We start from the raw sequence: 24,457 nt of genomic DNA on the forward strand, positions 1-24,457 counted from the left end.
CCAATGACTGACCAGGCAACGCCAACTATTTTAACGCGCATTTTGGCCCGAAAGGACGAAGAAGTCGCAGAGCGCCTGCAGGCGGTAACCGAGGCAGACCTGCTGGCGCTGGCTGAAAAGCAGAGTGCTCCCCGTGGTTTTATCGACGCGCTGAATGCCCGCATTATCGCAGGCGACGCAGCAGTCATCGCTGAAATTAAAAAAGCCTCGCCTTCTAAAGGCGTCATGCGTGAAGATTTTCATCCTGCGGATATTGCCAAAAGCTATGCCGAAGGCGGCGCAGCATGCCTATCCGTATTGACCGATGCAGACTTTTTTCAGGGTCATGAAGACTTTCTGATCGCCGCCCGCGATGCGTGCGATCTGCCCGTGATTCGTAAAGATTTTATTACCCATGGCTACCAGGTGACCGAGGCGCGAGCTATCGGTGCAGACTGCATCTTGCTGATTGTCGCTGCCCTAGACGACGCCCAGCTGCGTGATCTGCATCAGCAAGCCAATGCGTTAGGCATGGATGTACTCGTCGAGGTGCACGACGCTGTTGAGCTTGAGCGAGCCCTGGCGCTGGATTTAAAGCTGGTGGGTATTAACAACCGCAATTTGCATACCTTTGATACCAGCCTTAACACCACCTTAGATCTTCTGCCGCGAATCCCTGAAGGCGTCACGATCATCACGGAATCCGGCATCCAAACTCGGGATGACGTGGAACTTATGCGTGACCATGACGTGAATGGTTTCCTCGTCGGTGAAGCCTTCATGCGCGAAGAGGACCCGGGTCAGGCCCTCAAGCGTCTCTTCTTTTAACTGACATTGTTTGAAACGTTAGTTGTTTGAAACGTTAATAGCATGCACTAGCCTGCCCGCTTTAAGCACCCAAGCAGCGCTTGAAGCGGGTGGTGCAACGTTTGTGCTGAGTAGCGTTTCACCTGGCTACGACAGGAGTAGCCGGTGGCGAGTAGCTTGCCCGCGTTTTCCTCGGCTTCCACCTGGGGCTGCCAGGACTGGGCGTAGATCTTCTTAGAAGTGTCGACATTACGGGTTTCATGTCCGTAGGTGCCGGACATCCCGCAACAGCCCGTGGTGGCTAACTCCAGCTCTAAACCAAACGCCGCAAACACCTGTTGCCAGGCTTTGGGGCTGCCTGGTGCGTTAGTCTTTTCGGTGCAGTGAGACAGCAGCTTAAAGCCTGGGTCGGTTAAGTTCAGTTGGCTAGGCGCTAGCGTGTTAATGCGGGTGGCTAGCCACTCTTGTAGCATCAGCACGTTAGGCACTTGCTCTACCCCTAGCGCTTTGATGTACTCCTGGCGGTAGGTCAGCGTCATGGCAGGGTCGATACCCACCATCGGCACTTCAAACTCTGCCAACGCCCGCAGGCGCTTGGCCTGTTTTTCTGCCGTGCGCTCAAAGGCACCTAAAAAGCCCTGCACGTGCAGCGGTTTGCCGTTAGCAGAAAACGGCATCACAAACACCCGCAGATTCAACCGCGACAGTAGTTCCACCACGTCCATCACCAGCTTGGCTTCGAAGTGGCTGGTGAAGGCGTCCTGGACAATAATCACGCTGTTGGCGCGCTGCTGCTCGGTAAGCAGTACCAGCGAGGTGGGAGTGGCTTCCGCAACGCCCCAAGCCCTTAGCTGTTTCTTTACGCTGGCACGTGAAAGCTGCGGGGAGTCGCTCATTCCCAACCCTTTGCGCATCAGACTGTCTACCCAGCGCTGGTTGAGTAGGGCGTTATATAGCGGCGCGACCTTGGCAAGGGTGGGCAACATGAATTCGGTGCCGCCGATGATGTAATCGCGCAGCGGGCGTAAATAGCGGCCGTGGTAGACCTCTAAAAACTGCGAACGGAACTGCGGCACGTTGACCTTAATCGGACACTGGCCCGCACAGGATTTACACGCCAAGCAGCCCGCCATGGCATCGTAAACTTGGTGAGAGTAGTCGTGGTGTTGCTGTTTACTAACGGTGTTCATCACCCGGCGGGGGAAGCTTTTAACAAAGCCCCAGCCGTTTTCGGCTTTCTTCTTGCGCGACTCTTCCACCACATCGATGCCCGCTTGAGACTGCAGGCGCAGCCACTCACGCATCAAGCTGGCACGGCCTTTGGGAGAGTGACGGCGGTCGCGGGTGGCCTTCCAGGAAGGGCACATGGGGTCATCAACATCGTAGTTGTAACAGGCACCATTGCCGTTGCAGTACACCGCGGCGTCATAGGCCTGCCACGCCCGTTCATCAATGGTGCGATCCAACTGGCCGCGCATAGTGACGCCATCGACCGTTAACAGATCAGGGTCGCTGTCTTTGGCGATTAATGTAGTGTTGTCAGAAGGCGATGCAATCTTGCCAGGGTTCAGCTGGTTATGAGGATCAAACGCGGCTTTGACGCGCTGCAGGCTGGGGTAGAGTTCACCAAAGAACTTAGGGCCATACTCAGAACGCACGCCTTTGCCGTGTTCGCCCCATAACAGCCCACTGTACTTCTGAGTGAGAGCCGCCACTTCATCGGAAATCTCACGAATCAGTTTTTCCTGTTGGGGATCTTTCATATCCAGTGCCGGGCGCACGTGCAGCACTCCCGCATCCACATGGCCAAACATCCCGTAGGAAAGTTGCCGAGCATCCAGCGCGGCGCGGAACTCGCTGATAAAGTCAGCTAGGTGTTCCGGCGGGACGGCGGTGTCTTCCACAAACGCAATCGGGCGCTTTTCGCCCTGCACGTTACCCAGCAAACCCACCGAGCGTTTACGCATAGCGTAGACTTTTTGAATCTGAGGACGGCCTTCGGCCAGGGTGTAGCCTAAGCGCTCGACGGTCACATCGCGGCCAAGGTGCTCGGTAAAGGAGCGAACCCGTTCCGCCAAACGCTCAGGATCATCGTCATTAAACTCGATCAGGTTAATGCCCCGAATTGGCGTGTGGCCGGTGGCGGGGAAAAACTCTGCCACGCTGTCCCAGACAAAGTCTTCCATGGCCAGCTGCAGCACGGTGTCATCGATGGTTTCAATCGAGGTAGGGCGAGCGCTGGCGGTCATGAGGGCTTTGGCATCACGCAGCGCCTCCATAAAACTGGCATAGCGCACATTCACTAGCGTTGAGTGCTTCGGGATCGGCAGTACGTTCAATACTGCTTCATTCAAAAAGCCTAACGAGCCTTCCGAGCCACACAGCAGGCTGTTCAGGTTCAGTTGGCCTTGCGCTTCCCGCAGGTGAGCTAAATCGTAGCCGGTTAAGCAGCGGTTGAGCGGCGGAAATTTCGCTTCAATCAACTCGCGCTGCTGGTCAATAATCTCAGCGGCGGTGGTATGCACATGACCAAGAATGCCGGATTGCGCAACAGCCTGCTGCTCCTCGTCAGCGCTAAGCGCACGGCTGTGCAAGTGCTGGCCCCCCAGCAAAACCGTGTCCAGTTCCAGCACGTGGTCACGGGTTTTACCGTATTCACAACTGCCCTGGCCGCTGGCATCGGTGGAAATCATGCCGCCGATGGTGGCGCGATTAGAAGTGGATAACTCCGGTGCAAAAAACAGCCCGTGGGGCTTCAATGCCGCGTTGAGCTGATCTTTCACCACGCCCGCCTGAACGCGTACCCGGCGTGCCTCTACATTGATCTCTAAAATCTGGTTCATATGGCGGGACACATCCACCACGATACCGTCGGTCAACGACTGGCCGTTAGTGCCCGTGCCGCCGCCCCGAGGCGTGAGCACGATATCGCGATGGGGCAGCTCAGCAGCCAATTTAGCGAGGCGCTCAAGGTCTTCCGCATGTTTAGGAAACACCGCAGCCTGGGGCAAGCGCTGGTAAATCGAGTTATCCGTTGCCAGCACCGTGCGGTTGGCATAGTCCGGGGCAATTTCGCCTTCAAAGCCACGAGCGCGCAAGGCGTCTAGAAAACGCACGTAATGCGTGCTCAGGCGTTTAAACGGGGCCGTACGCGAATCCAAAGATGCAATCATAGTTGATCAAGCCGTCACTGCTGGGAGCGGATAGGGGATTGCGCTACTTTACCGCAGCTACCACGGCTCTGCATCCTGGAGGTGAGGTTTATGCATCGCCCAGCGCTTCTTTTACCAGCGCAGCACAGGGCTCGTTCATAGGCAGCGCCAAGGCAAGTGTATGTGCCTGAGGAGACATCTTGCCCCAGGTTTTTTGCACAATGCGCACCATGTGCTGTTGGTCAATCTTGCGCGAGAAATCTGCAAAGTAGTTTTCTAAAAATACCAGGCAGGCGCAGTCCTCCAGTGCTTGCACATCGGCGTCGCGACCTAGGCCTTTCTTACGGATAATGGTTGCGGTTCGTTCGGCGTCTGCAACGCTGTAACCAGCGTCGCGCATCAGTTGGGCAGTAGTGTTGCCAGCGCGCTCGCTCTGATCGCGACGCCAGGACAAATAGCCAATGCGCCCTTCAGGGTAATCGCTGCGCGGCACCAACCAGCGTTGGAGATGCTGGGCGCGTACCGCCAAACGCAGCAGTTCATTGGGGTTGTTTTGCAGCGGATCAAGCCAATGGCTCATACGCTGGGCGTAGGCAAGTTCCTGGGGCAGGGTAGTGTCATCGACAAGAGTGGTTTGGCGCGGATCTTGAGCGTGAAGCGCATCAATGGCCGTTAGGGTTTGTTCAAAGGCAGTTGGCATAAGGGTTCGCATGGTGAGTGGGTATTGCCAACATGCTAACAGGATAGTAGCAGGCCATAAAAAAAGCGCCTGCCGCACAAAAGAACGCAGGCGCTAAGTAATATTGATAGTGAGTCTATGCGCGGCTGTTGTTATAAACCTCTTCGTTTAGTTCACCTTCGCTTTTGCCCACGAGAGTTGTGACCATCAAATCACCCGCCACGTTTACGCTGGTGCGGGCCATATCTAGAATTCGGTCAATACCGGCAACCACTGCAATGGCTTCCAGGGGCAGGCCAATTTGTGCCATTACAATCGACAGCATTATCAGGCCTGCGCCAGGAACGCCCGCGGTACCAATCGAGGCCAACGTACCGGTGGCCACAATCATGCCGTAATCCATCATGGTTAAATCGGTGCCGGTCATTTGGGCAATAAACAGCACTACTACGCCTTGGTAAAGGGCGGTGCCGTCCATGTTAATCGTTGCGCCCACTGGCAGCACAAAGCCAGATACCCCTTCTGAAATCCCTAAGTTTTTTTGCGCACAGCGAATCGACACCGGCAGCGTGCCTGCAGACGAGGCAGAGGAGAATGCCACCACAATGGCGTCCAAGCTGCCTTGCAAATAGCGCACCGGGTTTAAGCGGCCAAGGAGTGAAATAAAGCCAGAATAAACCACTAGCACATGCAGAATGCTGGCGAGATACACCACACCGATCAGTTTAGCCAGTGGCAACAGAATTTCTAAGCCGTACTGGCCTGAAACGTGAGCGATTAAGCCAAATACACCAAAAGGCGCAAAGGCCATGACAATCCCGGTAAGCTTGTACATAGCTTCAGCAAAGCTATCGAAAACCTTCATAACCGGCTCGCCTTTTTCGCCAATCAGCGTTAGCGAAATACCTAAGCCAATGGCAAATACAATGATCTGCATAATGTTGCCATTAGCCAGGGCGTCGAGAGGGTTGCGTGGCACCAAGTTAACTAAAATAGAGATTAGGGAGGGAGCTTCGTTTGCAGCCACTTCTGTATCAAAGCTTAAATTGACGCCAACCCCTGGCTGTAACAGGGTGGAAAGCAGTAGACCAATGCTGATAGCAAAGGCGGTGGTGATCAAATACAGCGTAATGGTACGCGCACCAATGCGTCCCATTTTTTGCGGGTCACGCATTGAGGTAATGCCCACTACCAGCGTCGAGAACACTAGGGGGACAATCAGCATCATTATGGCATTAATGAAAATATCGCCGAGTGGCTTAAAGATGCTAGCGGTTTCACCTAGTAGTGCCCCAGCTAATACCCCTAGTGCCAACCCCACCAAAATTTTTTTCCACAGCGCGATTCTACGCCACCAAGCAAATTTTCCCTTTTTCGCTGTTTCTTGCACTATGTTTCTCCTGTTTAACGTCCATTATCAGTGTTTCGCGCTACAGATTGGCGGGCACTCTATCAGTTTTGACTAGTGAACCAATGTTTTTATGCCGATTGGTAATAGCACATACAGTGTGGTGAGGGGGAGCATATGTCCTAGAAGATGCTTTTATTGAGCAAACTAACCCTTGGTATCGTTTTCCAATCTACTTTTTGTAATGTGCTGTTTCAGTTAATAACTCCCCGGTATTCTCCCCATAGCCGTGCCTTGTGCTTTTGCCTACAATAGTCGTCTTACATCACGGGCGGTGCTGCCGTGTTCCACTGATTTCAGGCCAAGGGATAACTCATGCTCGATCCGAAACTGCTGCGCGGTGATCTTGATGCGACTGCGCAACAACTGGCCCGGCGGGGCTTCGAACTCGATAAAGCGGCATTACAAGCGCTGGAATCGCGCCGTCGTGAGTTGCAGACCCAGACCGAGCAGCTGCAAAACGAGCGTAATATGCGCTCAAAAGCGATTGGTAAGGCGAAGGCTAACGGTGAAGATATTCAGCCGTTGCTGGATGAAGTGAGCGATTTAGGCGAGCGTTTAGATAACGCCAAGAAAGAACTGGCCGAAGTGCAGGAAGAGTGGGACGACGCGATTAGCGGCATTCCTAACCTTCCCCATGAGAGTGTGCCGGAAGGCAAGAACGAAGACGATAATGTTGAACTTCACCGCTGGGGCACACCGCGTGAATTTGATTTTGAGGTGCTGGACCATGTGGATCTTGGTAAGAGGTCCGGCTATCTCGATTTTGAGCTAGCGGCTAAGTTGACCGGAGCGCGCTTTGCAGTGATGCGTGGGCCGATTGCGCGCCTGCACCGCGCGCTGGCGCAGTTCATGCTGGATACTCAAACCGAGCAGCATGGTTACGAAGAGTGTTACGTGCCGTATATGGTGAATCGTGATTCGCTGATGGGCACTGGGCAGTTGCCGAAGTTTGGCGAAGACTTATTTAAGCTTAATGACGAGCGGGAATATCATCTTATTCCGACCTCGGAAGTGCCGTTAACCAACTTCGTGCGTGATGAAATTGTCGATCAGACAGCCTTGCCAATGAAGCTGACTGCCCATACACCGTGCTTTCGCAGTGAAGCAGGCTCTCACGGGCGCGATACCCGAGGCATGATCCGCCAGCACCAGTTCGATAAAGTAGAAATGGTGCAGATCGTCGAGCCAGAAAAGAGTTATGAAGCGCTGGAAGAGATGCGCGGCCATGCTGAAGCAATTTTGCAGGCGCTGGAATTACCTTACCGCGTAGTTACGCTGTGTACCGGCGATATGGGCTTTGGGGCGGCGAAGACCTACGATTTGGAAGTGTGGTTGCCTAGTCAAGAAACGTACCGGGAAATTTCTTCTATTTCTAACTGTGAAGATTTCCAGGCACGACGTATGCAAGCGCGCTTCCGTCATCCTGATGTCAAAAAGCCACAGTTACTGCATACATTGAACGGCTCTGGGTTGGCGGTGGGGCGTTGCCTGCTGGCGGTACTTGAAAACCACCAGCAGGCAGATGGCTCTATTGCTGTTCCTGCTCCCCTGCGATCCTACCTGGGCGGGCTCGAGCGTCTTGCCCTCTAAGCGTCCATTCGACGTTGACCCCGGCATCAATGCGAATGGTGCCGGGGCGGTAGTCGCTAGCTGAACCACTACCCATCGAATCGCTCTCGGCGCGCATGGCCATCATGCGGGGCTGGAAGATGGGGGCTTGGGTTTCTTCAATGCGCTGTACTTGACCAAGTCTTACGCCCAGTGTGCTGGCCATCAAATCTGCTTTATGGCGGGCTTTTTCAAGTGCTTTTGTAAGCGCTTCATCGGTAGCCGCATCGCGGTCTTGCAGGTCAAACTGAACGCCATCCAGTGTGTTTACACCGGCACCTATCAGGGCGTCAAATACCTCGCCTAACTGGCCTATATTGGTAAGCTCAACACTGAAAGGACGCTCTAAACGGGTGCGTATTAACGTTTCTTGTTCGTCGTTATTATTGCGCGGGCCTGCGACATGTTCAGGGTAGATGTTAAGCGACCCAGCGTTGATAGCACGCTGTTCAATGCCGATCTCCTCCATAGCTTTAATTAGCTCGCTGGCACGCTTTTCAAGTCGTTCGCGGGCATTGCTTAGCTCGTCACTGTCGGTGTCTTCCAGAGTAGAGACCGCTGGGGTGTTTTCCCACAATCGTGCCGAGAGAGTGGCTTTGTCGGGCTCTACTTCCACCCATGACTGGGCCTGAACATTTAAGCTGGGCGGTGTGGCAGGAGCAGCATTAGCTGTAGATGTTGCTAATAGCGCGAAAAGGGCACTGCCAATCACGCCATAGCGCAAACGTTTGAGAGAGTGGGGAACTGAAGACATAGGTCACTTCCTTGCTGAGAGAGCCAATGATTAGAGTTAACTAACTTATGTTATGACGATGCTTGGAAGGGTGAAGTGCAATAAAGTTCAGTGACTAAGAGTAGACGAAAAACAGTTGCTTAATGTTGTCATGGTTTGTGCAATATTGCCCAAGCAGCCATGATGTAGGGATAACATGCTAAGGAAAAGGCTATGTCGAAGTTGTCGGACGAGGATTATCGCAGTATTCCCTTAAATGCGACCTTGGCGCTTGCCGCGCTGGTGGTGATTGTTGCGGGTATGAAAGCAGGGGCTGATCTGTTGGTGCCTCTTTTGCTGGCAGTATTTATTGCCGTTGTATGTACGTCACCTGTCCAGTGGCTTCACCGTGTTGGCCTAAGCATGCGGGCCTCTGCTTTTTTGACTTTGATGGTGCTGTTGGGCTTTATTTCTTTAATTGGCCTGCTGGTAGTGAACAGCTTTAGCACCTTTGTAGAGGCATTGCCGGATATTGAGTCGCGTCTGTATGAGCACTATTGGGATTTGTTGAATGCGCTCTCTAGTCGTGGGCTCGCTATTGATCCTGATCAGCTCAGTAATATGTTTGCAATGGAAGACGATGGGTCATGGGTGACCGCATTATTAGGCGAGATTGGCAACCTATTTATGCAGGGTAGTATTATTGGGTTGTTGGTAATTTTCATGCTGTTTGAAACGCTGAACTTTCGAGATAAAGTATCGCGCGCGCTTGAGAATCCTGCCCCAAGCCTAAAGCGATTTAGCGAGTTTAGCTTAACGCTGAAGCGCTACTTGGCGGTGAAAACAGTGATTAGCTTAGCCACTGGGGTGTTGGTGTGGCTCTCTTGCTTAATGGTGGGGGTAGAGTTCCCGCTGTTGTGGGGGGTGCTGGCTTTTGCGCTCAACTTTATCCCCAATATCGGTTCAGCCTTGGCGGCGATTCCTCCCGTACTACTATTGCTGGTATCTCAAGATGGTGGAGCATTGCAGGCAATTTTACTCGCTTCGGCTTATCTGGTAATTAACTTTGTTTTAGGTAACTTGATTGAACCAAGAGTGATGGGGCAAGCGTTGGGGTTGTCGACGTTTGTTGCGTTTCTTTCGTTGGTTGTATGGGGATGGATCTTTGGGGCTGCGGGGATGCTGTTGTCGGTAGTATTGACGATGACGTTGAAAATTGCTTTAGATAGCCACCCCCAAACTCGCTGGATTGCCCATTTATTGGGGCCGGGAGGGCAGCGCCGAAAACGTTTTGGTGATGCGCGACTCCCACCTTGGAAGCGGCGACAGGAGTAGCCACTAGTAAGCAGTAATGCTGTTTAAATACCTGCTGAAAAAGCGTTTGCCCCTGCCAATGCGCAGAAAATAAAAAGTACGCAACAAATGGGCTGTGTTTATGATAGGGATACGAGAATTGATAGGGATATAAGAATTGATAGGGATATAAGAATTGATAGGGATATAAGAATTGATAGGGATACAAAAGGGTTACCGCTGGCTGTGCCAGCGGTAACCTTAGCGCGGGTTAGGCGTTTTGATCGATAAACTGGGTTAGCTGAGATTTAGATTGGGCGCCTACTAGCGAAGCTACTTTCGTGCCGGACTTAAATAGCATCACGGTAGGAACGCCGCGCACGCCTTGTTCTGCTGCAATTTCAGGCGCATCGTCAACGTTCACGCTAACCACTTTTAAGTTATCACCACGTTCTGCAGCAACTTCATCAACCACAGGTGCCATTACTTTACAGGGACCGCACCAGGGGGCCCAAAACTTCAGCAGGACTGGCTGTTCGGCGTTGAGGACTTCTTGCTCAAAATTGGCGTTGGTGACATCAACATTGTTAGCCATGTGTTTCTCCTGTTTGCGTTGCTCTTACTGTTTCGTTGCCTCAAATGGAGCAACGGTCATTACGCGTTTTACTAGCGCACTTTCACCGCGCCAAGTTGGCAGATGTTAGCGGGCGCGGAGAGTGCTGGCAAATTTCCTATGCCGTTTTGACAACAATGATTAAAAATTAAGGGGTGTTCGTAACGTCTATTTTTTATACTATAAGTGAATTATAAGAAGATTTTTTATTCAAAATTGTATGCATGAGGCGTGTTATCCAAAATACTTTTTGGGTGAGGCAAATCGACAGTAGCGTGAGGATGCGCGTCAATGTGCTTCCTGCATAGATAATAAGGTGAGGGATATGAAGCTACAGCAACTTCGCTATATCTGGGAAGTCAATCGACATAATCTGAATGTGTCAGCCACCGCGCAGAGTTTGTTTACCTCGCAGCCTGGAATTTCTAAGCAAATACGCTTGTTAGAAGATGAGCTAGGCGTCGAGATTTTTGCACGCAGTGGAAAGCACCTTACTCGTGTCACCCCTGCGGGGCTTTCAATCATCGAGTTGGCCGGGCAGGTGTTAAAGCTGACCGAGAATATCAAACAAGTTGCCCAAGAACACAGTGACGAGCGGCGGGGCAGTTTGTCGATTGCTACCACCCATACCCAGGCACGTTATGCGCTGCCCCCCATCATCAGTGAATTCACGCTTAAGTATCCTGATGTGGCGTTACATATGCAGCAGGGTACGCCGAAGCAAATTGCCCAAATGGTCAGTGAAGGCCAAGCCGATTTTGCTATTGCTACAGAATCACTAGAGCTATTTACTGATCTGATACTGCTGCCTTGCTATCGTTGGAATCGCTGTGTACTGGTGCCCAAAAATCATCCACTTGCATCAATTGATAAGCCGCTGACGCTCCAAGCGTTGGCTGAACACCCGCTGGTAACCTATGTGTTTGGGTTTACCGGTCGTTCGCAGTTAGATGATGCGTTTAAAGCACAGGGGTTAACGCCTAATGTGGTATTAACCGCCGCCGATGCTGACGTGATTAAAACCTATGTGCGCCTGGGGATGGGCGTTGGCATTGTCGCCCACATGGCAGTTGACCCAGTGCTAGATGAAGACTTGGTAGCGCTGGATGCAAGTCATCTGTTTGCTAGCTCAACGACTAAAATTGGAATCCGTCGTGGCACTTTCATGCGCGGCTATATGTACGACTTCCTAACCCGCTTTGCGCCTCACCTTACCCGTGATTTAGTCGATGAAGCGCTGCTAGCAGGCCCACGTTTTGAACATGAGCTGTTTAAAGAGATCGATCTTCCTGAGCACTAAGAATACCAAGAGCACCAACAAGAGCATTAGATGATGAGATGGATAGCACGCCAGCTGCAAGAAGCTTGCGCGCTATTCACCATTTACCACCTACCTTTCATTTTCAGTGTTGTAAATGCAGGCCGCATTCGCGCTTATCTTCCACTTTGGTGGGGTCGAAGTAGTCAAAGTTGTTAGGCAGGCCGTGAGCTTCAAGGTAGTAGTACATTTCTTTTGCTGTCCATTGTAATAGCGGGGCGATTTTTAAAAGGCCATCGCTGTTACGGCTGGCAGGCTGCATTTTGGCCCGTTCTGGGGTGTCTTCTGCTCGGAGTGCAGTAAACCAGACGTCAGGTCGCATTTCTCTCAGCGCTCGCTCAAACGGCTCAATTTTTACTTCTTGGGTAAAAGCCGCGTGGCGTGGATCGTCAATACTTGGCATTGGCCCTTCAAGTGCTTCTCGGTGAGCACGGGTTCTCTTGGGAATAAAGCTCACCATGTTTAAATTGAGGCGCTGAATGAGTGCATCGGCAAACTGATAGGTGGCCGCTGTGTTGTAACCGCTATCCATCCATACGATCGGTATATCTGGGCGTACCTGAGTCACCATATGCAGAATTACCGCTTCAAACGGACGAAAGTTGGTGGTGCAAATAGGGCGTTTGCCTTGGTTAAACGCCCATTCAATAAGGTCTTGGGGGTTATTGGCAAAATCACGGTTAATGCCATCAAGCGCTGAAGACATGCTGCCTCCTGTCATAAGGTCAAGTATGACACTAGGCTATCAAAGAGAGGGTGCTTAGCCCCAATACCGTTTGGTTTGGCTTTTATATTTCTTTTTGATTTAAAAAATTTGCTGGTTATTCCAATGCGCTAATGAGATGACGAATCTTATCCAGTGTTTCGATGTACTCTTCTTCTGCTTTTGAGTCGGCGACCAGGCCCCCGCCGCCCCAAACATGCAGCGTACCTGCATCAGCTACCATGGTTCGTATTGCAATCGATGTATCCATACTGCCCCGGATATCTATGTAGCCTAGGCTTCCGCAATAGACACTGCGCTGGCAGGGTTCAAGCTCGTCGATAATTTGCATGGCGCGTATTTTAGGTGCGCCAGTAATAGAGCCACCGGGGAAAGCGGCAGTGAGCAGTGAGAGCGGCGAGCGATGCTTGGCAAGCTGCCCTTGGACCACGCTAACCAAGTGATGCACGTTAGGATAGCTCTCTAGCTGACATAGCTGTGGCACACGAATAGACCCTGGTGCACATACCCGGCCTAAATCATTGCGCAGTAAGTCAACAATCATGACATTTTCCGCACGGTCTTTGGTGCTGTTCAATAACTGCTCGGCAAGCGTCTGGTCTTCTTCCGGTGTTTGCCCCCTTGGTCGTGTGCCTTTGATCGGGCGCGTTTCCACCACGCCTTCTCTGCACTGAAGAAAGCGTTCGGGAGAAAGCGACAGCACAGCTTGGTTTTTCCATGCCATAAAGCCTGAGAAAGGCGTTGGCGTTGCCTTACGCAGGCGCAGGTAGGCCTGCCATTCATCGCCTTGATAGCGCGCTGTAAAGCGCTGGGCAAGGTTGATTTGATAACAATCCCCTGCACGAATATAGCGTTGAACAGCATTAAAGCGTTCGGTGTAATCCGCTTGGCTAAGTTCGGCCTGAAATGGCTGGGTGAGTATGAAATCTTCACCGGTAGTTGAAGGAGAGCATGCCAACCACTCCAGCACCTGCTGCTGACGAGTAGCGCAAGCAACGAGCCAAGCGGTTTGGGTTTCGTGATCAATGGTAATGCACCAGTCGTAAAGCCCTAGGCGTGCCAACGGTAGTTGGGTAACGCTTGGATGACGGCTGGGAATTGCAAGATGGTTGCGACCCAGGTCATAGCTCCAGTAACCCATTAGGCCGCCTAAAAATGGCAGATCGCAGCTCATATCAGTGCGCGGCAGTTGTTCAAGCATCCATTGCTGCTGTGCCGCCATATCACCTGTCAGCGCTTCAGGAAGTCGCATGTGGGCTGAATGAAACTCGGTCTTGCCGTTAGGCAACACTTCTAGCGTGGCTAGTGGGTCGCTGCTAATAATGTCATAGCGTCCGCTTGCTTTAGGACGGCCGCTATCAAGTAGTACCGCCCCAGGGCGTTGTCGCAGACAAGAAAAAGTCTCCAAGGGGTTAGGAGAGTAGGGCAGGGCTTTAATGGTCAACGCCGATGTCATGAAGCAATCGCCTGGCCAGTGAAAGGCAGTGCATTTTAGAGGTCGTTAATCGATGACACCAGCAGAACACGCCGACGCATTTCTCACGATGGGTAAAATTTGATTAACGAAGCAGGGGTGATTGTTGACATTAAGGTGGTTGTGAAATGCTGGGTTACACGAAAGATGAATAAAATCGAGCATTTTGACTAGTTGACGGCACAAATAGGGCAGGCTAAAGTTCTCCTACCCCATAATTGTCGACAATTAGCCATGACCTCACTGACTACGCTTTCTCGATCAACCGCTGATACGCCCAATGATCAGGTCTCGCCAGAAGTTCGAACGCTGGCTGAGCGGGTATTTCATCAGTTGCAAGACGCTATTGTACGTGGAGAACTGGCGCCAGGCAGCAAAATTACTGAGCCGGGGCTTTCTAAAACGTATGGTATTTCTCGCGGCCCACTGCGGGAAGCTATGCGGCGTTTAGAAGCACATCGTCTTATTGAACGTGTTCCCCACGTCGGCGCTCGTGTTGTCAAACTCTCTATGAAAGAGCTGCTTGAGCTTTTCGATGTGCGTGAAGCATTGGAGAGCATGGCTGCACGTTTGGCGGCGGAACATATGTCTGCCGACGAGATCAAGGGGCTGCGAGAAGTGCTTGCGCTCCATGAGGGACAGGCAGATCTCAAGCGTGGTGAAGCCTACTACCAGCGTGAAGGCGATCTCGATTTTCACTACCGCATTGTTCAAGGCAGCCACAATAAAATGCTGATGAACCTGCTGTGTGATGATCTTTACTATTTAGTACGTCTTTACCGCACCCAGTTTAGTGCTAGTGGTTCACGCCCTCAGCGCGCTTTTGTAGAGCACCATCGCATCGTCGATGCGATTGAGGCCGGGGATGCCGAACTCGCTGAGCTGCTGATGCGTCGTCACGTTAGTGCTTCTCGCGCAAACGTCGCCGACCGCTATGCCGCTATTCTTGAACAACAAACAACGTCATCAGCGGATTAGTTCGATACGCCTATCCGCCAGGCTTTTCAAAGGAGCAACGTCAATGTCCACTTCATCTATTCTCACGCCAGGTGCTCGCTTTCGTGCTGCGCTAGAAGCGAACCGCCCTCTACCAATTTTAGGCACGATTAACGCATACACTGCGATGATGGCCGAGCGGGTAGGGCATCAAGCGATATATCTGTCTGGTGGTGGCGTGGCTAACGCGTCTTTTGGCTTGCCGGACTTGGGTATGACCAGTATGAACGACGTGGTGGAAGATGCGCATCGTATCTGCGGTGCCACTGATGTTCCTTTGCTGGTAGATATTGATACAGGCTGGGGCGGCGCGTTTAATATTTCGCGTACCGTTAAAGAGATGCAGCGCGCAGGCGTTGCTGCCGTTCACCTTGAAGACCAAGTGGCTCAAAAGCGCTGCGGACATCGCCCGAATAAGGCCATTGTGTCCCAGCAGGAGATGGTCGACCGTATTAAAGCCGCAGCGGATGCCAAGTTAGATCCTGATTTTTATCTGATTGCGCGTACCGATGCATTCCAGAAAGAGGGCCTAGACGCGGCCATCGAACGTGCTAATGCCTGCGTGGAAGCAGGTGCTGATGCGATCTTTGCTGAGGCGGTGCACACGTTAGATGACTATCGCGCATTCTGCACGCGCGTAAACGCCCCGATTCTGGCTAACATTACTGAATTTGGTGCGACGCCGCTGTTCTCTCAGCAGGAGTTAGGTGAGGTGGGCTGCCGTATGGTGCTCTATCCGCTTTCTGCCTTCCGTGCAATGAACGCCGCCGCCCTGAAGGTGTATCAAAGCATTCTGGATAACGGTCATCAAAAAGAGGTCGTGGACATTATGCAGACCCGAGATGAGCTGTACGACTTTTTGAATTATCACGATTTCGAGCAAAAGCTGGACGCGCTATTCGTTGAGCAAAAAGACGCTTAATGACTGCTTACCCATTTAGATAATTAAAACCTATAAAAAGAGCTAACAGGAGACACATCATGGCTGACAAACCGCAAAACAGCGCAGGACTTCGTGGGCAAAGCGCCGGGAGCACTGCCCTGTGTACCGTAGGTAAAACGGGATCTGGTCTAACCTACCGTGGTTTTGATATTAAAGAGCTGGCTGAGAAGGCCAAGTTTGAAGAAGTTGCTTACTTGTTGTTGAAAGGCAAGCTGCCTAACCAAGCCGAGCTTGATAGCTACATCACCAAGCTGAAGGGGCTGCGTGGTTTACCCGACGCTCTAAAAACCGTGCTGGAGCAAATTCCTAAAGACGCGCACCCGATGGATGTGATGCGCACTGGTACCTCCATGCTGGGTAATCTGGAAACAGAAGAGAGTTTCGACCAGCAGCAAGATGTCTCTGATCGCTTGCTGGCGGTGCTGCCCTCCATTATTTGCTACTGGTACCGTTTCAGCCACGACGGCGTTCGTATTGATACTGAAACCGACGATGCCTCGGTAGGCGGCCACTTCCTGCATATGCTGCGTGGCGAGCCTGCTTCTGAGTTGCATGCGCGCGTCATGAACGTATCGCTGATTTTGTATGCTGAGCACGAGTTTAATGCGTCTACATTCACGGCGCGTGTGTGTGCTTCGACGCTTTCCGATATGCACTCCTGTGTTACCGGTGCGATTGGTTCGCTGCGTGGCCCGCTGCACGGCGGTGCTAACGAAGCAGCAATGGCGATGATTGAGAACTGGACGTCGCCAGAAGAAGCTGAGCGTGAAATGCTCGGTATGCTTGAGCGCAAAGAGAAAATCATGGGCTTTGGTCATGCGATTTACCGCGAGTCCGACCCGCGTAATGAAATCATCAAAGAGTGGTCGCAGAAGCTTTCCGAAGACGTGGGCGACAGCGTGCTTTACCCCGTGTCTGTACGCTGTGAAGAAGTCATGTGGCGTGAGAAGAAGTTGTTCTGCAACGCGGACTTTTTCCATGCCAGCGCTTATCACTTCATGGATATTCCGACCAAGTTGTTTACGCCGATCTTCGTTATGTCCCGTCTGACAGGGTGGGCGGCCCACGTGTTCGAGCAGCGCGCCAATAACCGCATTATTCGCCCCAGCGCCGACTACACTGGCCCTGAGAAGAGCGAGTGGGTGCCCATCGAAGCGCGTGACTAACCCTTAACGGGCCGTGATTAAGTGAGAGGCATTATGAACACGAATTATCGCAAGCCGCTGCCAGGCGTAACGGCAGAAGGTGCGCCGGTAGATTTCTTCGATACGCAGCAAGCCGTTGAGGATATCCAGCCTGGCGCCTACGCGACGCTACCCTATACGTCCAGGGTGTTGGCCGAGCAGTTGGTTCGTCGCTGCGACCCAGCGTTGCTAACCGATGCCCTAAAGCAGCTCATTGAACGTAAACAAGACTTGGACTTCCCCTGGTACCCGGCGCGGGTGGTATGTCACGACATTCTTGGGCAAACCGCGTTGGTAGACCTTGCAGGCCTACGCGATGCGATTGCTGAAAAGGGTGGTGACCCAGCGAAAGTAAACCCTGTGGTGCCCACGCAGCTGATCGTTGACCACTCATTGGCCGTTGAGCACGCAGGGTTTGAGAAAGACGCGTTCGAAAAAAATCGTCAGGTAGAAGATCGCCGTAACGACGACCGCTTCCATTTTATTAATTGGACCAAAGTGGCCTTTGAGAACGTCGATGTTATTCCTCCGGGTAACGGCATTATGCACCAGATTAATCTGGAGAAAATGTCACCGGTGGTGCAGTGCCGCCCTGATGAACAAGGCGTGCATATTGCTTACCCGGATACCTGTGTAGGTACCGATAGCCACACGCCAATGGTCGATGCGCTGGGCGTCATTTCCGTCGGCGTGGGCGGTCTTGAAGCTGAAAGTGTGATGCTGGGCCGTGCTTCGATGATGCGCCTGCCGGATATCGTCGGTGTAGAACTCTCCGGCAAGCTGCAGCCGGGCATCACCAGCACCGATATGGTGCTGGCGATTACCGAGTTTCTACGCAAAGAGCGCGTGGTGGGTGCCTACCTGGAGTTTTACGGTGAAGGTGCCGATGCGCTGACCGTCGGTGACCGGGCGACCATTTCCAACATGACACCAGAGTACGGTGCTACGGCGGCGATGTTCTACATCGACAACCAAACCATTGACTACCTCAAACTCACAGGTCGTGAAGATGAGCAGGTGGCCTTGGTGGAAGCCTATGCCAAGCACACAGGGCTGTGGGCCGATAGTTTAAAAACTGCTGAGTATGAGCGGATACTGCGCTTTGATCTTTCCAGCGTTACCCGCACCTTGGCAGGGCCTTCCAACCCCCATGCGCATTTGCCCACTTCGGAGCTTGCCCAGCGCGGTATAGCGATTGACCTGGATAAAGCGCGGGCCGACGAGCAAGCGGGCAGAATGCCGGATGGCGCGGTCATTATCGCCGCTATTACCAGCTGCACCAATACCTCTAACCCGCGTAACATGGTGGCAGCAGGCTTAATTGCCCGTAATGCTAACCGCTTAGGGTTAACCCGCAAGCCGTGGGTAAAGTCGTCGCTGGCGCCGGGTTCGAAAACCGTCAAGATGTACTTAGAAGACGCTGGCTTGATGGATGAGCTGGAAGGACTTGGCTTTGGTGTCGTGGCATACGCCTGTACTACCTGTAACGGTATGTCCGGTGCGTTAGATCCGGTGATCCAGAAAGAAATTATTGATCGTGACCTATATGCCACGGCAGTACTTTCCGGTAACCGTAACTTCGATGGGCGCATTCACCCCTATGCGAAGCAGGCATTTTTGGCATCGCCGCCCTTAGTGGTTGCTTACGCAATTGCGGGTACGATTCGCTTTGATATCGAGAAAGACGTACTGGGCACCGACCAAGACGGTAACCCAGTAACGCTGAAAGATATCTGGCCCGACGATAGCGAAATCGATGCGATTGTGAAGGCTTCCGTGAAGCCGGAACAGTTCCGTCAAACCTATATCCCAATGTTTGACCTCGACAAGAGCGCACGCACCCAGGTGAGCCCGCTTTACGAATGGCGGCCCCAGAGCACCTATATTCGTCGCCCGCCCTATTGGGAAGGCAACATGGCTGCCGAGCGTGGCTTGAAAGGCATGCGTCCGCTGGCGATCTTGCCGGACAATATCACCACTGACCATCTGTCGCCCTCTAACGCGATCATGATGGACAGTGCGGCTGGCGAGTATCTGCACAAGATGGGCTTGCCTGAGGAGGACTTTAACTCCTACGCGACCCATCGCGGCGACCATTTGACGGCTCAGCGGGCGACCTTGGCCAACCCCAAGCTGTTTAATGAAATGGTGCACGACGAGCAGGGTAAAGTGTTGCAGGGGTCGCTGGCACGGGTTGAGCCAGAAGGCACTGTGACGCGGATGTGGGAAGCCATTGAAACGTATATGGCACGTAAACAGCCGCTGATCATTATTGCTGGTGCGGATTATGGTCAGGGTTCCTCGCGTGACTGGGCGGCGAAAGGTGTTGCGCTAGCGGGTGTTGAGGCGATTGTAGCTGAAGGGTTTGAGCGTATTCACCGCACCAACTTAATTGGTATGGGTGTGATGCCGCTGCAGTTTGAAGAAGGCACCACACGGAAAACCCTAGCGCTGGACGGTACGGAAGTCTTCGACGTAGAAGGTGTTCCTCAGCCTCGCGCAGAGCTGACGTTGGTTATTCATCGTCAAAGTGGTACCACTGAACGTGTGCCAGTGATCTGCCGCATTGATACTGCTGAAGAGGTCACGATCTACTCTGCCGGTGGGGTATTGCAGCGTTTCGCCCAGGATTTTCTTGAATCCACCACGGCGTAGCCAAGCAGGCGTGTAACGTGTAGCGCCAAGGCGATTAATGAAAGAGCCCGTCGCTAAGCGTCGGGCTCTTTTTTCGGCATGCGGTTAGTGAACATGGTCATTGGAAAACGACATTGAGCATGGTCATTAGGCATCGTCATCGAAAATGGTTAGGGAGCGTTGTTTATGTCTCATGTTGCGCAAATTAGTATTCCCGCCACGTATATGCGAGGCGGCACCAGTAAAGGGGTGTTTTTTACCCTAAACGACTTGCCCGAGGCAGCGAGAGTGCCAGGAGAGGCGCGGGATAAGCTGCTCCTGAGGGTGATTGGAAGCCCCGACCCCTATGAAAAACAGATTGATGGGATGGGTGGGGCGACATCCAGCACGAGTAAAACGGTTATTCTTTCCAAGAGCGAGTCCGCGGATCACGATGTGGATTATCTATTTGGGCAAGTGTCTATTGATAAGCCGTTTGTAGATTGGAGCGGTAACTGTGGCAACTTGTCAGCAGCTGTCGGCCCCTATGCAATTGCTAATGGGTTAATTGATCCCGCCAAGGTGCCGGAAAACGGTGTGGCTGAAGTGCGTATTTGGCAGGTCAATATTGGTAAAACCATTGTGTCTCAAGTGCCTATTGTGAATGGTCAGGTGCAAGAGACCGGCGATTTTGAGCTGGATGGCGTGACCTTTCCTGCTGCAGAAATCCCCGTGGCTTTTATGGACCCTGCTGACGGTGAGGGGGCCATTTTCCCCACTGGCAACTTGGTAGATGAGTTGGAAGTGCCTGGGGTTGGCGTTTTAAAAGCGACGCTGATTAATGCAGGTATTCCCACCGTGTTTGTTAACGCTCAGGACATCGGCTATACCGGCTGTGAGTTACAAGAAGCGATTAACAGCGATGCCAAGGCGCTTGCTATGTTCGAGACTATTCGTGCCCACGGCGCGGTGCGTATGGGATTGATTAAGCACGTTGATGAAGCGGCCAGCCGACAGCATACGCCGAAGGTGGCTTTTGTTGCCCCACCGGCTAGCTATACCGCCTCCAGTGGTAAAGCGGTGAGTGCAGAAAATATCGATCTGGTGGTGAGAGCGCTTTCAATGGGTAAGCTGCATCATGCGATGATGGGCACTGCAGCGGTGGCGATTGGTGCAGCTGCCGCTATTCAAGGCACGCTGGTGAACTTAGCAGCAGGCGGAGATGAGCGGGAAGCGGTTACCTTTGGCCATCCTTCCGGCTCCTTGCGAGTCGGGGCCAAGGCAAGCCTAACGGACGGGCGTTGGCAGATAGATCAAGCGGTGATGAGCCGTAGCGCACGGGTATTGATGGAAGGAGCGGTACGAATACCAGGCGATAGTTTTTAATATCGCTTTTAAGCAGTGCTTAAGCACTAGTAATGTGTTGGCATGATGTAGTGGTTAAGAAATAGCAGTTAAGAGATAGCAGTTAAGAGATAGTGGCTATGCAGCCTTGATGATAAAAGCCGCTTGGGTCTCCCAAGCGGCTTCAACCATTGCTTATAATAGCTATTACGTTAATTACTCGTACGTAAATTACTCGGTAACTGTCACTTGATCACGCATGCGGTCAACGGTGGCAGGGCCAATACCGCTAACCCGGGTGAGGTCATCTGCATCTGCAAACGCTCCATTGTTCTCGCGTTCTTCTATAATGGCTGCCGCACGGCTCGGGCCAATACCAGGTAGTTCAGCCAGCAGCTCCGCATCTGCCGTGTTCACATTAATGGGCGTTATATCCTGTGCTAAAGCAAGGCTTGATATGCCTAAGCTTAAGCTTAAGCTCAAAAATAGAGCAGCGAATAGTCCTTTGAGAGTTATTGGCATTATTAGTATCCTCTTGTTTTCCCTGGAGTCGCCTTACCATAGGTAATTATGTTAGGCAGTGAAATGTTGCGGTGGTTTGCATACGCAAAACATTCCCTGTTGCTTCTATTCCCTATCCCATCTATTTCCTATCCCATCTATTTCCTGTTACTTCTAGTTCTCTTTGCCTTGACTAAATTAATACGTTTATAGGATGAGTGCTGTAAGACATTAACGATGATTTTTGTAAGATTTTTGCTATCTGATAATGGTCAATCGCCTACACAGCAAGGTGAAATTGGCTGTTATAATGTTGGGAAATGAAAAATGGAGTTAAACGCAGTGTCTACTGATTCCCCTTTGATTATTGCTTTGGATTACTGCTCTCTTGACGCGGCTTTGTGCATGGCAGATCAGCTTGATCCTAAGCGCTGCCGGGTGAAGGTCGGTAAAGAGCTGTTTACGCGTAGTGGCCCTGCGGTGTTAGAAGCCTTGCATGGCCGTGGTTTTGAAATTTTCCTAGACTTAAAATTTCATGATATTCCGAATACCGTAGCAGGTGCGGTACAGGCAGCGGCAGAGCAAGGTGTCTGGATGGTTAACGTGCATGCGTCCGGTGGCCGTAAAATGATGGAGGCGGCCGCTAAGCGCTTAGATGACCATGGCTTAAACACGCATCTTATTGCCGTTACTGTGCTTACCAGTATGCAAGCTGAGGATTTAAGTGAGACGGGCATCGATGATACGCCAGAAGAGCATGTCTTACGTTTAGCATCCTTAACGCAGCAGAGCGGATTAGGTGGGGTAGTGTGTTCAGCTCAAGAGGCGGCGCAAATTAAGTCGCTTTGTGGTAACGATTTCTTGAAAGTAACGCCAGGTATTCGGCCTAGCTTTGCTGCGGCTAATGATCAACAGCGAATTATGACACCCAGTGATGCAATGCGCGTTGGCAGTACTCACTTAGTGATTGGACGGCCAGTCACTCAAGCAGAAGAACCTATGGTGGCGCTTGCAGCTATAGAAGCTGAGCTGGAGGGCTGATTCATTACTCGCCATCGACACCTGTAATAGGTTTAATGGTGCCCCAGCGTCGGCAGCTCGGGCACTGCCAAGCCAAGTTATCGCTTGCAAAGCCACATCGGCGGCAACGATGGCGAGGCTTGCCCTCTAAAAGAGCGTCGGTATGGTGCTTTAAAAGCAATAAGCGGGTGTCTGGCGGTGTTTTTCCACTTAGACGTTGGCTTTCATGATAAAGGTCGATTAAGTAATCGAGCCCTCCTAGACTGGGTGCCTCCCTTAACCATTCGCCCGTTCGTTCAATAGCGCTATCTACGCCATCTCGTTGATGAACGAGTTCTCCTAAAGCGATAATGATGCTGGTGTACGGTGCTTGCCCCAGCAGCCGATAAAGATGCGTTTCAAAGCCCTGAATGTCGTTATTACGCTCATAGGCATGCTGAAGGGCGGGTAGCATGGTGGGAATGTGAGCAATATCCTGTTGGGGAATATGGCTCAGTCGTTCAATGGCACGCGTGTAATGCCCATTATCCATCTCTAGCTCGGCAAGCAGTAATGTTGCGCGGACGCATCGCTCATCGAGTTGTAGTGCTTTTTTTAAGTGTTTGCGGGCGAGCGCTCTACTTGCTTGTTGTATCTCTTCCTGAGCGAGCTCACATAGCCAGTGAGCAGCCGGGCGACGCATGCCAGGTTGTTGCTTTATCAATGATTGCGCCACGTCGAAGGCTTCTTGCCACTCTTTTTCGCGCTCAAGTAAATCAATCAATAATCGTTTGGCTTCCTGACGATAGAGGTCACTGAGTGATTTGTCGAGAAGCGCTCTCAGCAGTCGCTGGGCACGGTCATGAACGCCTAACGCCATAAAATCGCGCGCTAGTTCAAGCTGCACATGTTCGTTCGTTATAGTGGAAAGGGCAGGGCGAGCCAGCAGGTTTTGATGAATCCTTACGGCCTTGTCGGCTTCACCACGTGCACGAAACAGCTTGCCTAGCGCGATATGGGTTTCTACCGTGTCGCTGTTGACATCTAGTGCGTTGATGAACGTGTTGATCGCTTCGTCGGGCTGCTCGTTAAGCAGATAGTTAAGCCCGACGAAGTACTCTTTCGATAAGCCTATCGTGCGCGAGGAAGGGGGGCGCAAGCGGCGGGATGTATAACGAACACCCAGGCCAAAACCGATGGCGATGGCTGCCAATAGAACGCTTAGCAGCACGACATCGAACATTTATGCCAGTTCCTTAAGCTCCTGGGTACGCAAGCGATCCAGCTCTTTTTGCTGCTGCTTATTATGGCGCTCGCTTCGAGCTAATTGCGCTTTAAGCCGTATATAAACGCCTAGCATGGCGAGCATGCCTAAAATGACGCCAAGAGCTAACGTAGCCAGTAACCAAACCGAGAGGGACACAGGCGGTAGTTCTGCCCAGATCAGGTTTAAGGCGATAGTTTGTTGGTTGTTGACGGCAAATAAAATACCTATCAGCAGAACAACCAGCAATATGATGGCCAGAATCAGCCCTTTGATCCAACGCATGAGAGTTTCCTAGTCAGTGACATTCATAATGGCTCTATTGTGTATTAGTCGTGGCGTGGCGTCATCCCGCATAAAGTAGGATAGCCCGATCATATCAACACTCTTGCTATTGACGACGCCAACGTTGCATAACCTTGGTAAGCTTACTAATAGCCTAGTGCTCGGCTAGCATCTACCTGCTCACGAAGCTCCTTGCCAGGTTTAAAGTGCGGCACGTACTTACCATCCAAGTCGACTGGGTCTCCCGTTTTTGGGTTGCGCCCAGTACGCGGCTCTCGGTAGTGTAATGAAAAGCTGCCGAACCCTCGGATTTCAACACGCCCTCCACTTGCAAGCGCATCGGTCATGTCGTCTAAAATAATACGCACCGCCGTTTCCACTTCTTTGGCGGATAGCTCCGGTTGACGCATCGCAATTTGTTCGATTAATTCAGATTTGGTCATCGGTTGGCTCCCTGCGAACTTTAAAGGCCGTGACGCACGTGCGACCTCGATAACAGCAAGGTCAGCATACTGCGCATGGCAGCATAAAACAATTCAGATAAAACAAGGTACTAGA

21 protein-coding genes are annotated in these 24,457 nt (G+C 52.1%); 10 read left to right on the forward strand and 11 right to left on the reverse strand.

What is annotated here, in order from left to right:
- Positions 1 to 3: 3 nt before the first annotated feature.
- Entirely contained in the window at positions 4 to 807 is an 804-nt protein-coding gene (gene trpC, locus K1Y77_RS05720) for an indole-3-glycerol phosphate synthase TrpC (protein ID WP_030070278.1), read from the forward strand.
- A 47-nt stretch (positions 808 to 854) separates the two neighbouring features.
- Here the strand turns inward: trpC and ydiJ are convergent, their stop codons facing one another.
- From ydiJ to K1Y77_RS05735, 3 genes are all read right to left on the reverse strand, one after another.
- The gene (ydiJ, locus tag K1Y77_RS05725) at positions 855 to 3,959 is read right to left on the reverse strand and encodes a D-2-hydroxyglutarate dehydrogenase YdiJ (protein WP_264430776.1); all 3,105 of its coding nucleotides are present in this window, start codon (positions 3,957 to 3,959) and stop codon (positions 855 to 857) included.
- Positions 3,960 to 4,047: 88 nt separating this feature from the next.
- Positions 4,048 to 4,638: a DUF4202 domain-containing protein gene (locus K1Y77_RS05730; RefSeq protein WP_030070280.1), complete on the reverse strand. Its 591-nt coding sequence runs from the start codon at positions 4,636 to 4,638 to the stop codon at positions 4,048 to 4,050.
- A 115-nt stretch (positions 4,639 to 4,753) separates the two neighbouring features.
- Entirely contained in the window at positions 4,754 to 6,007 is a 1,254-nt protein-coding gene (locus K1Y77_RS05735; RefSeq protein ID WP_030070281.1) for a dicarboxylate/amino acid:cation symporter, read from the reverse strand.
- Positions 6,008 to 6,340: 333 nt separating this feature from the next.
- Between K1Y77_RS05735 and serS the strand changes: the two genes are divergently transcribed.
- A complete protein-coding gene (serS, locus tag K1Y77_RS05740) occupies positions 6,341 to 7,618 on the forward strand; it encodes a serine--tRNA ligase (protein ID WP_030070282.1) in 1,278 nt (425 codons plus the stop codon).
- Here serS and K1Y77_RS05745 read toward each other — a convergent pair.
- On the reverse strand, positions 7,557 to 8,390 hold the full coding sequence (locus tag K1Y77_RS05745; RefSeq protein ID WP_030070283.1) for an SIMPL domain-containing protein: 834 nt from the start codon (positions 8,388 to 8,390) through the stop codon (positions 7,557 to 7,559). The two genes, serS and K1Y77_RS05745, sit on opposite strands and share 62 nt — an antisense overlap.
- Positions 8,391 to 8,582: 192 nt before the next feature.
- Here K1Y77_RS05745 and K1Y77_RS05750 point away from each other — a divergent pair, with 192 nt between their 5' ends.
- Positions 8,583 to 9,683, forward strand: a complete 1,101-nt coding sequence (locus K1Y77_RS05750) for an AI-2E family transporter (protein ID WP_030070284.1) — start codon at positions 8,583 to 8,585, stop codon at positions 9,681 to 9,683.
- 229 nt (positions 9,684 to 9,912) lie between these two features.
- Here K1Y77_RS05750 and trxA read toward each other — a convergent pair whose 3' ends face one another.
- Complete coding sequence (gene trxA / locus K1Y77_RS05755) at positions 9,913 to 10,236, reverse strand: thioredoxin (protein WP_016914369.1); 324 nt, start codon at positions 10,234 to 10,236, stop codon at positions 9,913 to 9,915.
- Between the two features lie 343 nt (positions 10,237 to 10,579).
- Between trxA and cysB the strand changes: the two genes are divergently transcribed.
- Positions 10,580 to 11,554 carry an HTH-type transcriptional regulator CysB gene (gene cysB / locus K1Y77_RS05760; protein ID WP_030070285.1) on the forward strand — a complete coding sequence of 325 codons (975 nt, stop codon included), beginning with the start codon at positions 10,580 to 10,582 and terminating at the stop codon, positions 11,552 to 11,554.
- A 103-nt stretch (positions 11,555 to 11,657) separates the two neighbouring features.
- Here the strand turns inward: cysB and K1Y77_RS05765 are convergent, their stop codons facing one another.
- Both K1Y77_RS05765 and pabB read right to left on the reverse strand, forming a co-directional pair.
- Entirely contained in the window at positions 11,658 to 12,278 is a 621-nt protein-coding gene (locus tag K1Y77_RS05765; protein ID WP_030070286.1) for a phosphoadenosine phosphosulfate reductase domain-containing protein, read from the reverse strand.
- Positions 12,279 to 12,393: 115 nt separating this feature from the next.
- The gene (gene pabB, locus K1Y77_RS05770; RefSeq protein ID WP_264430797.1) at positions 12,394 to 13,752 is read right to left on the reverse strand and encodes an aminodeoxychorismate synthase component I; all 1,359 of its coding nucleotides are present in this window, start codon (positions 13,750 to 13,752) and stop codon (positions 12,394 to 12,396) included.
- Between the two features lie 252 nt (positions 13,753 to 14,004).
- Between pabB and K1Y77_RS05775 the strand changes: the two genes are divergently transcribed.
- From K1Y77_RS05775 to prpF, 5 genes are all read left to right on the forward strand, one after another.
- Positions 14,005 to 14,748: a GntR family transcriptional regulator gene (locus tag K1Y77_RS05775; protein ID WP_030070288.1), complete on the forward strand. Its 744-nt coding sequence runs from the start codon at positions 14,005 to 14,007 to the stop codon at positions 14,746 to 14,748.
- Between the two features lie 43 nt (positions 14,749 to 14,791).
- A complete protein-coding gene (prpB, locus tag K1Y77_RS05780; RefSeq protein WP_030070289.1) occupies positions 14,792 to 15,688 on the forward strand; it encodes a methylisocitrate lyase in 897 nt (298 codons plus the stop codon).
- Between the two features lie 59 nt (positions 15,689 to 15,747).
- Positions 15,748 to 16,875 carry a bifunctional 2-methylcitrate synthase/citrate synthase gene (gene prpC / locus K1Y77_RS05785; RefSeq protein ID WP_264430800.1) on the forward strand — a complete coding sequence of 376 codons (1,128 nt, stop codon included), beginning with the start codon at positions 15,748 to 15,750 and terminating at the stop codon, positions 16,873 to 16,875.
- A 33-nt stretch (positions 16,876 to 16,908) separates the two neighbouring features.
- A complete protein-coding gene (acnD, locus tag K1Y77_RS05790; protein WP_264430802.1) occupies positions 16,909 to 19,548 on the forward strand; it encodes a Fe/S-dependent 2-methylisocitrate dehydratase AcnD in 2,640 nt (879 codons plus the stop codon).
- A gap of 165 nt (positions 19,549 to 19,713) precedes the next feature.
- Positions 19,714 to 20,892, forward strand: a complete 1,179-nt coding sequence (gene prpF, locus K1Y77_RS05795) for a 2-methylaconitate cis-trans isomerase PrpF (protein WP_264018530.1) — start codon at positions 19,714 to 19,716, stop codon at positions 20,890 to 20,892.
- 189 nt (positions 20,893 to 21,081) lie between these two features.
- Here prpF and K1Y77_RS05800 read toward each other — a convergent pair whose 3' ends face one another.
- A complete protein-coding gene (locus tag K1Y77_RS05800; RefSeq protein WP_264430804.1) occupies positions 21,082 to 21,372 on the reverse strand; it encodes a ComEA family DNA-binding protein in 291 nt (96 codons plus the stop codon).
- A gap of 321 nt (positions 21,373 to 21,693) precedes the next feature.
- Here K1Y77_RS05800 and pyrF point away from each other — a divergent pair, with 321 nt between their 5' ends.
- On the forward strand, positions 21,694 to 22,392 hold the full coding sequence (gene pyrF / locus K1Y77_RS05805; protein WP_030070294.1) for an orotidine-5'-phosphate decarboxylase: 699 nt from the start codon (positions 21,694 to 21,696) through the stop codon (positions 22,390 to 22,392).
- 4 nt (positions 22,393 to 22,396) lie between these two features.
- On the opposite strand, the gene lapB is transcribed toward pyrF, so the two are convergent.
- The 3 genes from lapB to K1Y77_RS05820 form a co-directional block, all read right to left on the reverse strand.
- The gene (gene lapB / locus K1Y77_RS05810) at positions 22,397 to 23,593 is read right to left on the reverse strand and encodes a lipopolysaccharide assembly protein LapB (protein ID WP_264018528.1); all 1,197 of its coding nucleotides are present in this window, start codon (positions 23,591 to 23,593) and stop codon (positions 22,397 to 22,399) included.
- The gene (locus K1Y77_RS05815) at positions 23,594 to 23,899 is read right to left on the reverse strand and encodes a LapA family protein (protein ID WP_264430806.1); all 306 of its coding nucleotides are present in this window, start codon (positions 23,897 to 23,899) and stop codon (positions 23,594 to 23,596) included.
- A gap of 146 nt (positions 23,900 to 24,045) precedes the next feature.
- On the reverse strand, positions 24,046 to 24,342 hold the full coding sequence (locus tag K1Y77_RS05820; RefSeq protein WP_030070297.1) for an integration host factor subunit beta: 297 nt from the start codon (positions 24,340 to 24,342) through the stop codon (positions 24,046 to 24,048).
- Positions 24,343 to 24,457: the final 115 nt, after the last annotated feature.

Origin of the sequence: Halomonas qaidamensis (assembly GCF_025917315.1) — a bacterium.
Classification (GTDB): Bacteria; Pseudomonadota; Gammaproteobacteria; order Pseudomonadales; family Halomonadaceae; genus Vreelandella; species Vreelandella qaidamensis.

Coding starts and splice junctions, on each gene's coding strand:
- trpC (WP_030070278.1), top strand. CDS start 4: ATGACTGACCAGGCAACGCCAACTATTTTAACGCGCATTTTGGCCCGA.
- ydiJ (WP_264430776.1), bottom strand. CDS start 3,959: ATGATTGCATCTTTGGATTCGCGTACGGCCCCGTTTAAACGCCTGAGC.
- K1Y77_RS05730 (WP_030070280.1), bottom strand. CDS start 4,638: ATGCCAACTGCCTTTGAACAAACCCTAACGGCCATTGATGCGCTTCAC.
- serS (WP_030070282.1), top strand. CDS start 6,341: ATGCTCGATCCGAAACTGCTGCGCGGTGATCTTGATGCGACTGCGCAA.
- K1Y77_RS05745 (WP_030070283.1), bottom strand. CDS start 8,390: ATGTCTTCAGTTCCCCACTCTCTCAAACGTTTGCGCTATGGCGTGATT.
- K1Y77_RS05750 (WP_030070284.1), top strand. CDS start 8,583: ATGTCGAAGTTGTCGGACGAGGATTATCGCAGTATTCCCTTAAATGCG.
- trxA (WP_016914369.1), bottom strand. CDS start 10,236: ATGGCTAACAATGTTGATGTCACCAACGCCAATTTTGAGCAAGAAGTC.
- cysB (WP_030070285.1), top strand. CDS start 10,580: ATGAAGCTACAGCAACTTCGCTATATCTGGGAAGTCAATCGACATAAT.
- K1Y77_RS05765 (WP_030070286.1), bottom strand. CDS start 12,278: ATGTCTTCAGCGCTTGATGGCATTAACCGTGATTTTGCCAATAACCCC.
- pabB (WP_264430797.1), bottom strand. CDS start 13,752: ATGACATCGGCGTTGACCATTAAAGCCCTGCCCTACTCTCCTAACCCC.
- K1Y77_RS05775 (WP_030070288.1), top strand. CDS start 14,005: ATGACCTCACTGACTACGCTTTCTCGATCAACCGCTGATACGCCCAAT.
- prpB (WP_030070289.1), top strand. CDS start 14,792: ATGTCCACTTCATCTATTCTCACGCCAGGTGCTCGCTTTCGTGCTGCG.
- prpC (WP_264430800.1), top strand. CDS start 15,748: ATGGCTGACAAACCGCAAAACAGCGCAGGACTTCGTGGGCAAAGCGCC.
- acnD (WP_264430802.1), top strand. CDS start 16,909: ATGAACACGAATTATCGCAAGCCGCTGCCAGGCGTAACGGCAGAAGGT.
- prpF (WP_264018530.1), top strand. CDS start 19,714: ATGTCTCATGTTGCGCAAATTAGTATTCCCGCCACGTATATGCGAGGC.
- K1Y77_RS05800 (WP_264430804.1), bottom strand. CDS start 21,372: ATGCCAATAACTCTCAAAGGACTATTCGCTGCTCTATTTTTGAGCTTA.
- lapB (WP_264018528.1), bottom strand. CDS start 23,593: ATGTTCGATGTCGTGCTGCTAAGCGTTCTATTGGCAGCCATCGCCATC.
- K1Y77_RS05815 (WP_264430806.1), bottom strand. CDS start 23,899: ATGCGTTGGATCAAAGGGCTGATTCTGGCCATCATATTGCTGGTTGTT.
- K1Y77_RS05820 (WP_030070297.1), bottom strand. CDS start 24,342: ATGACCAAATCTGAATTAATCGAACAAATTGCGATGCGTCAACCGGAG.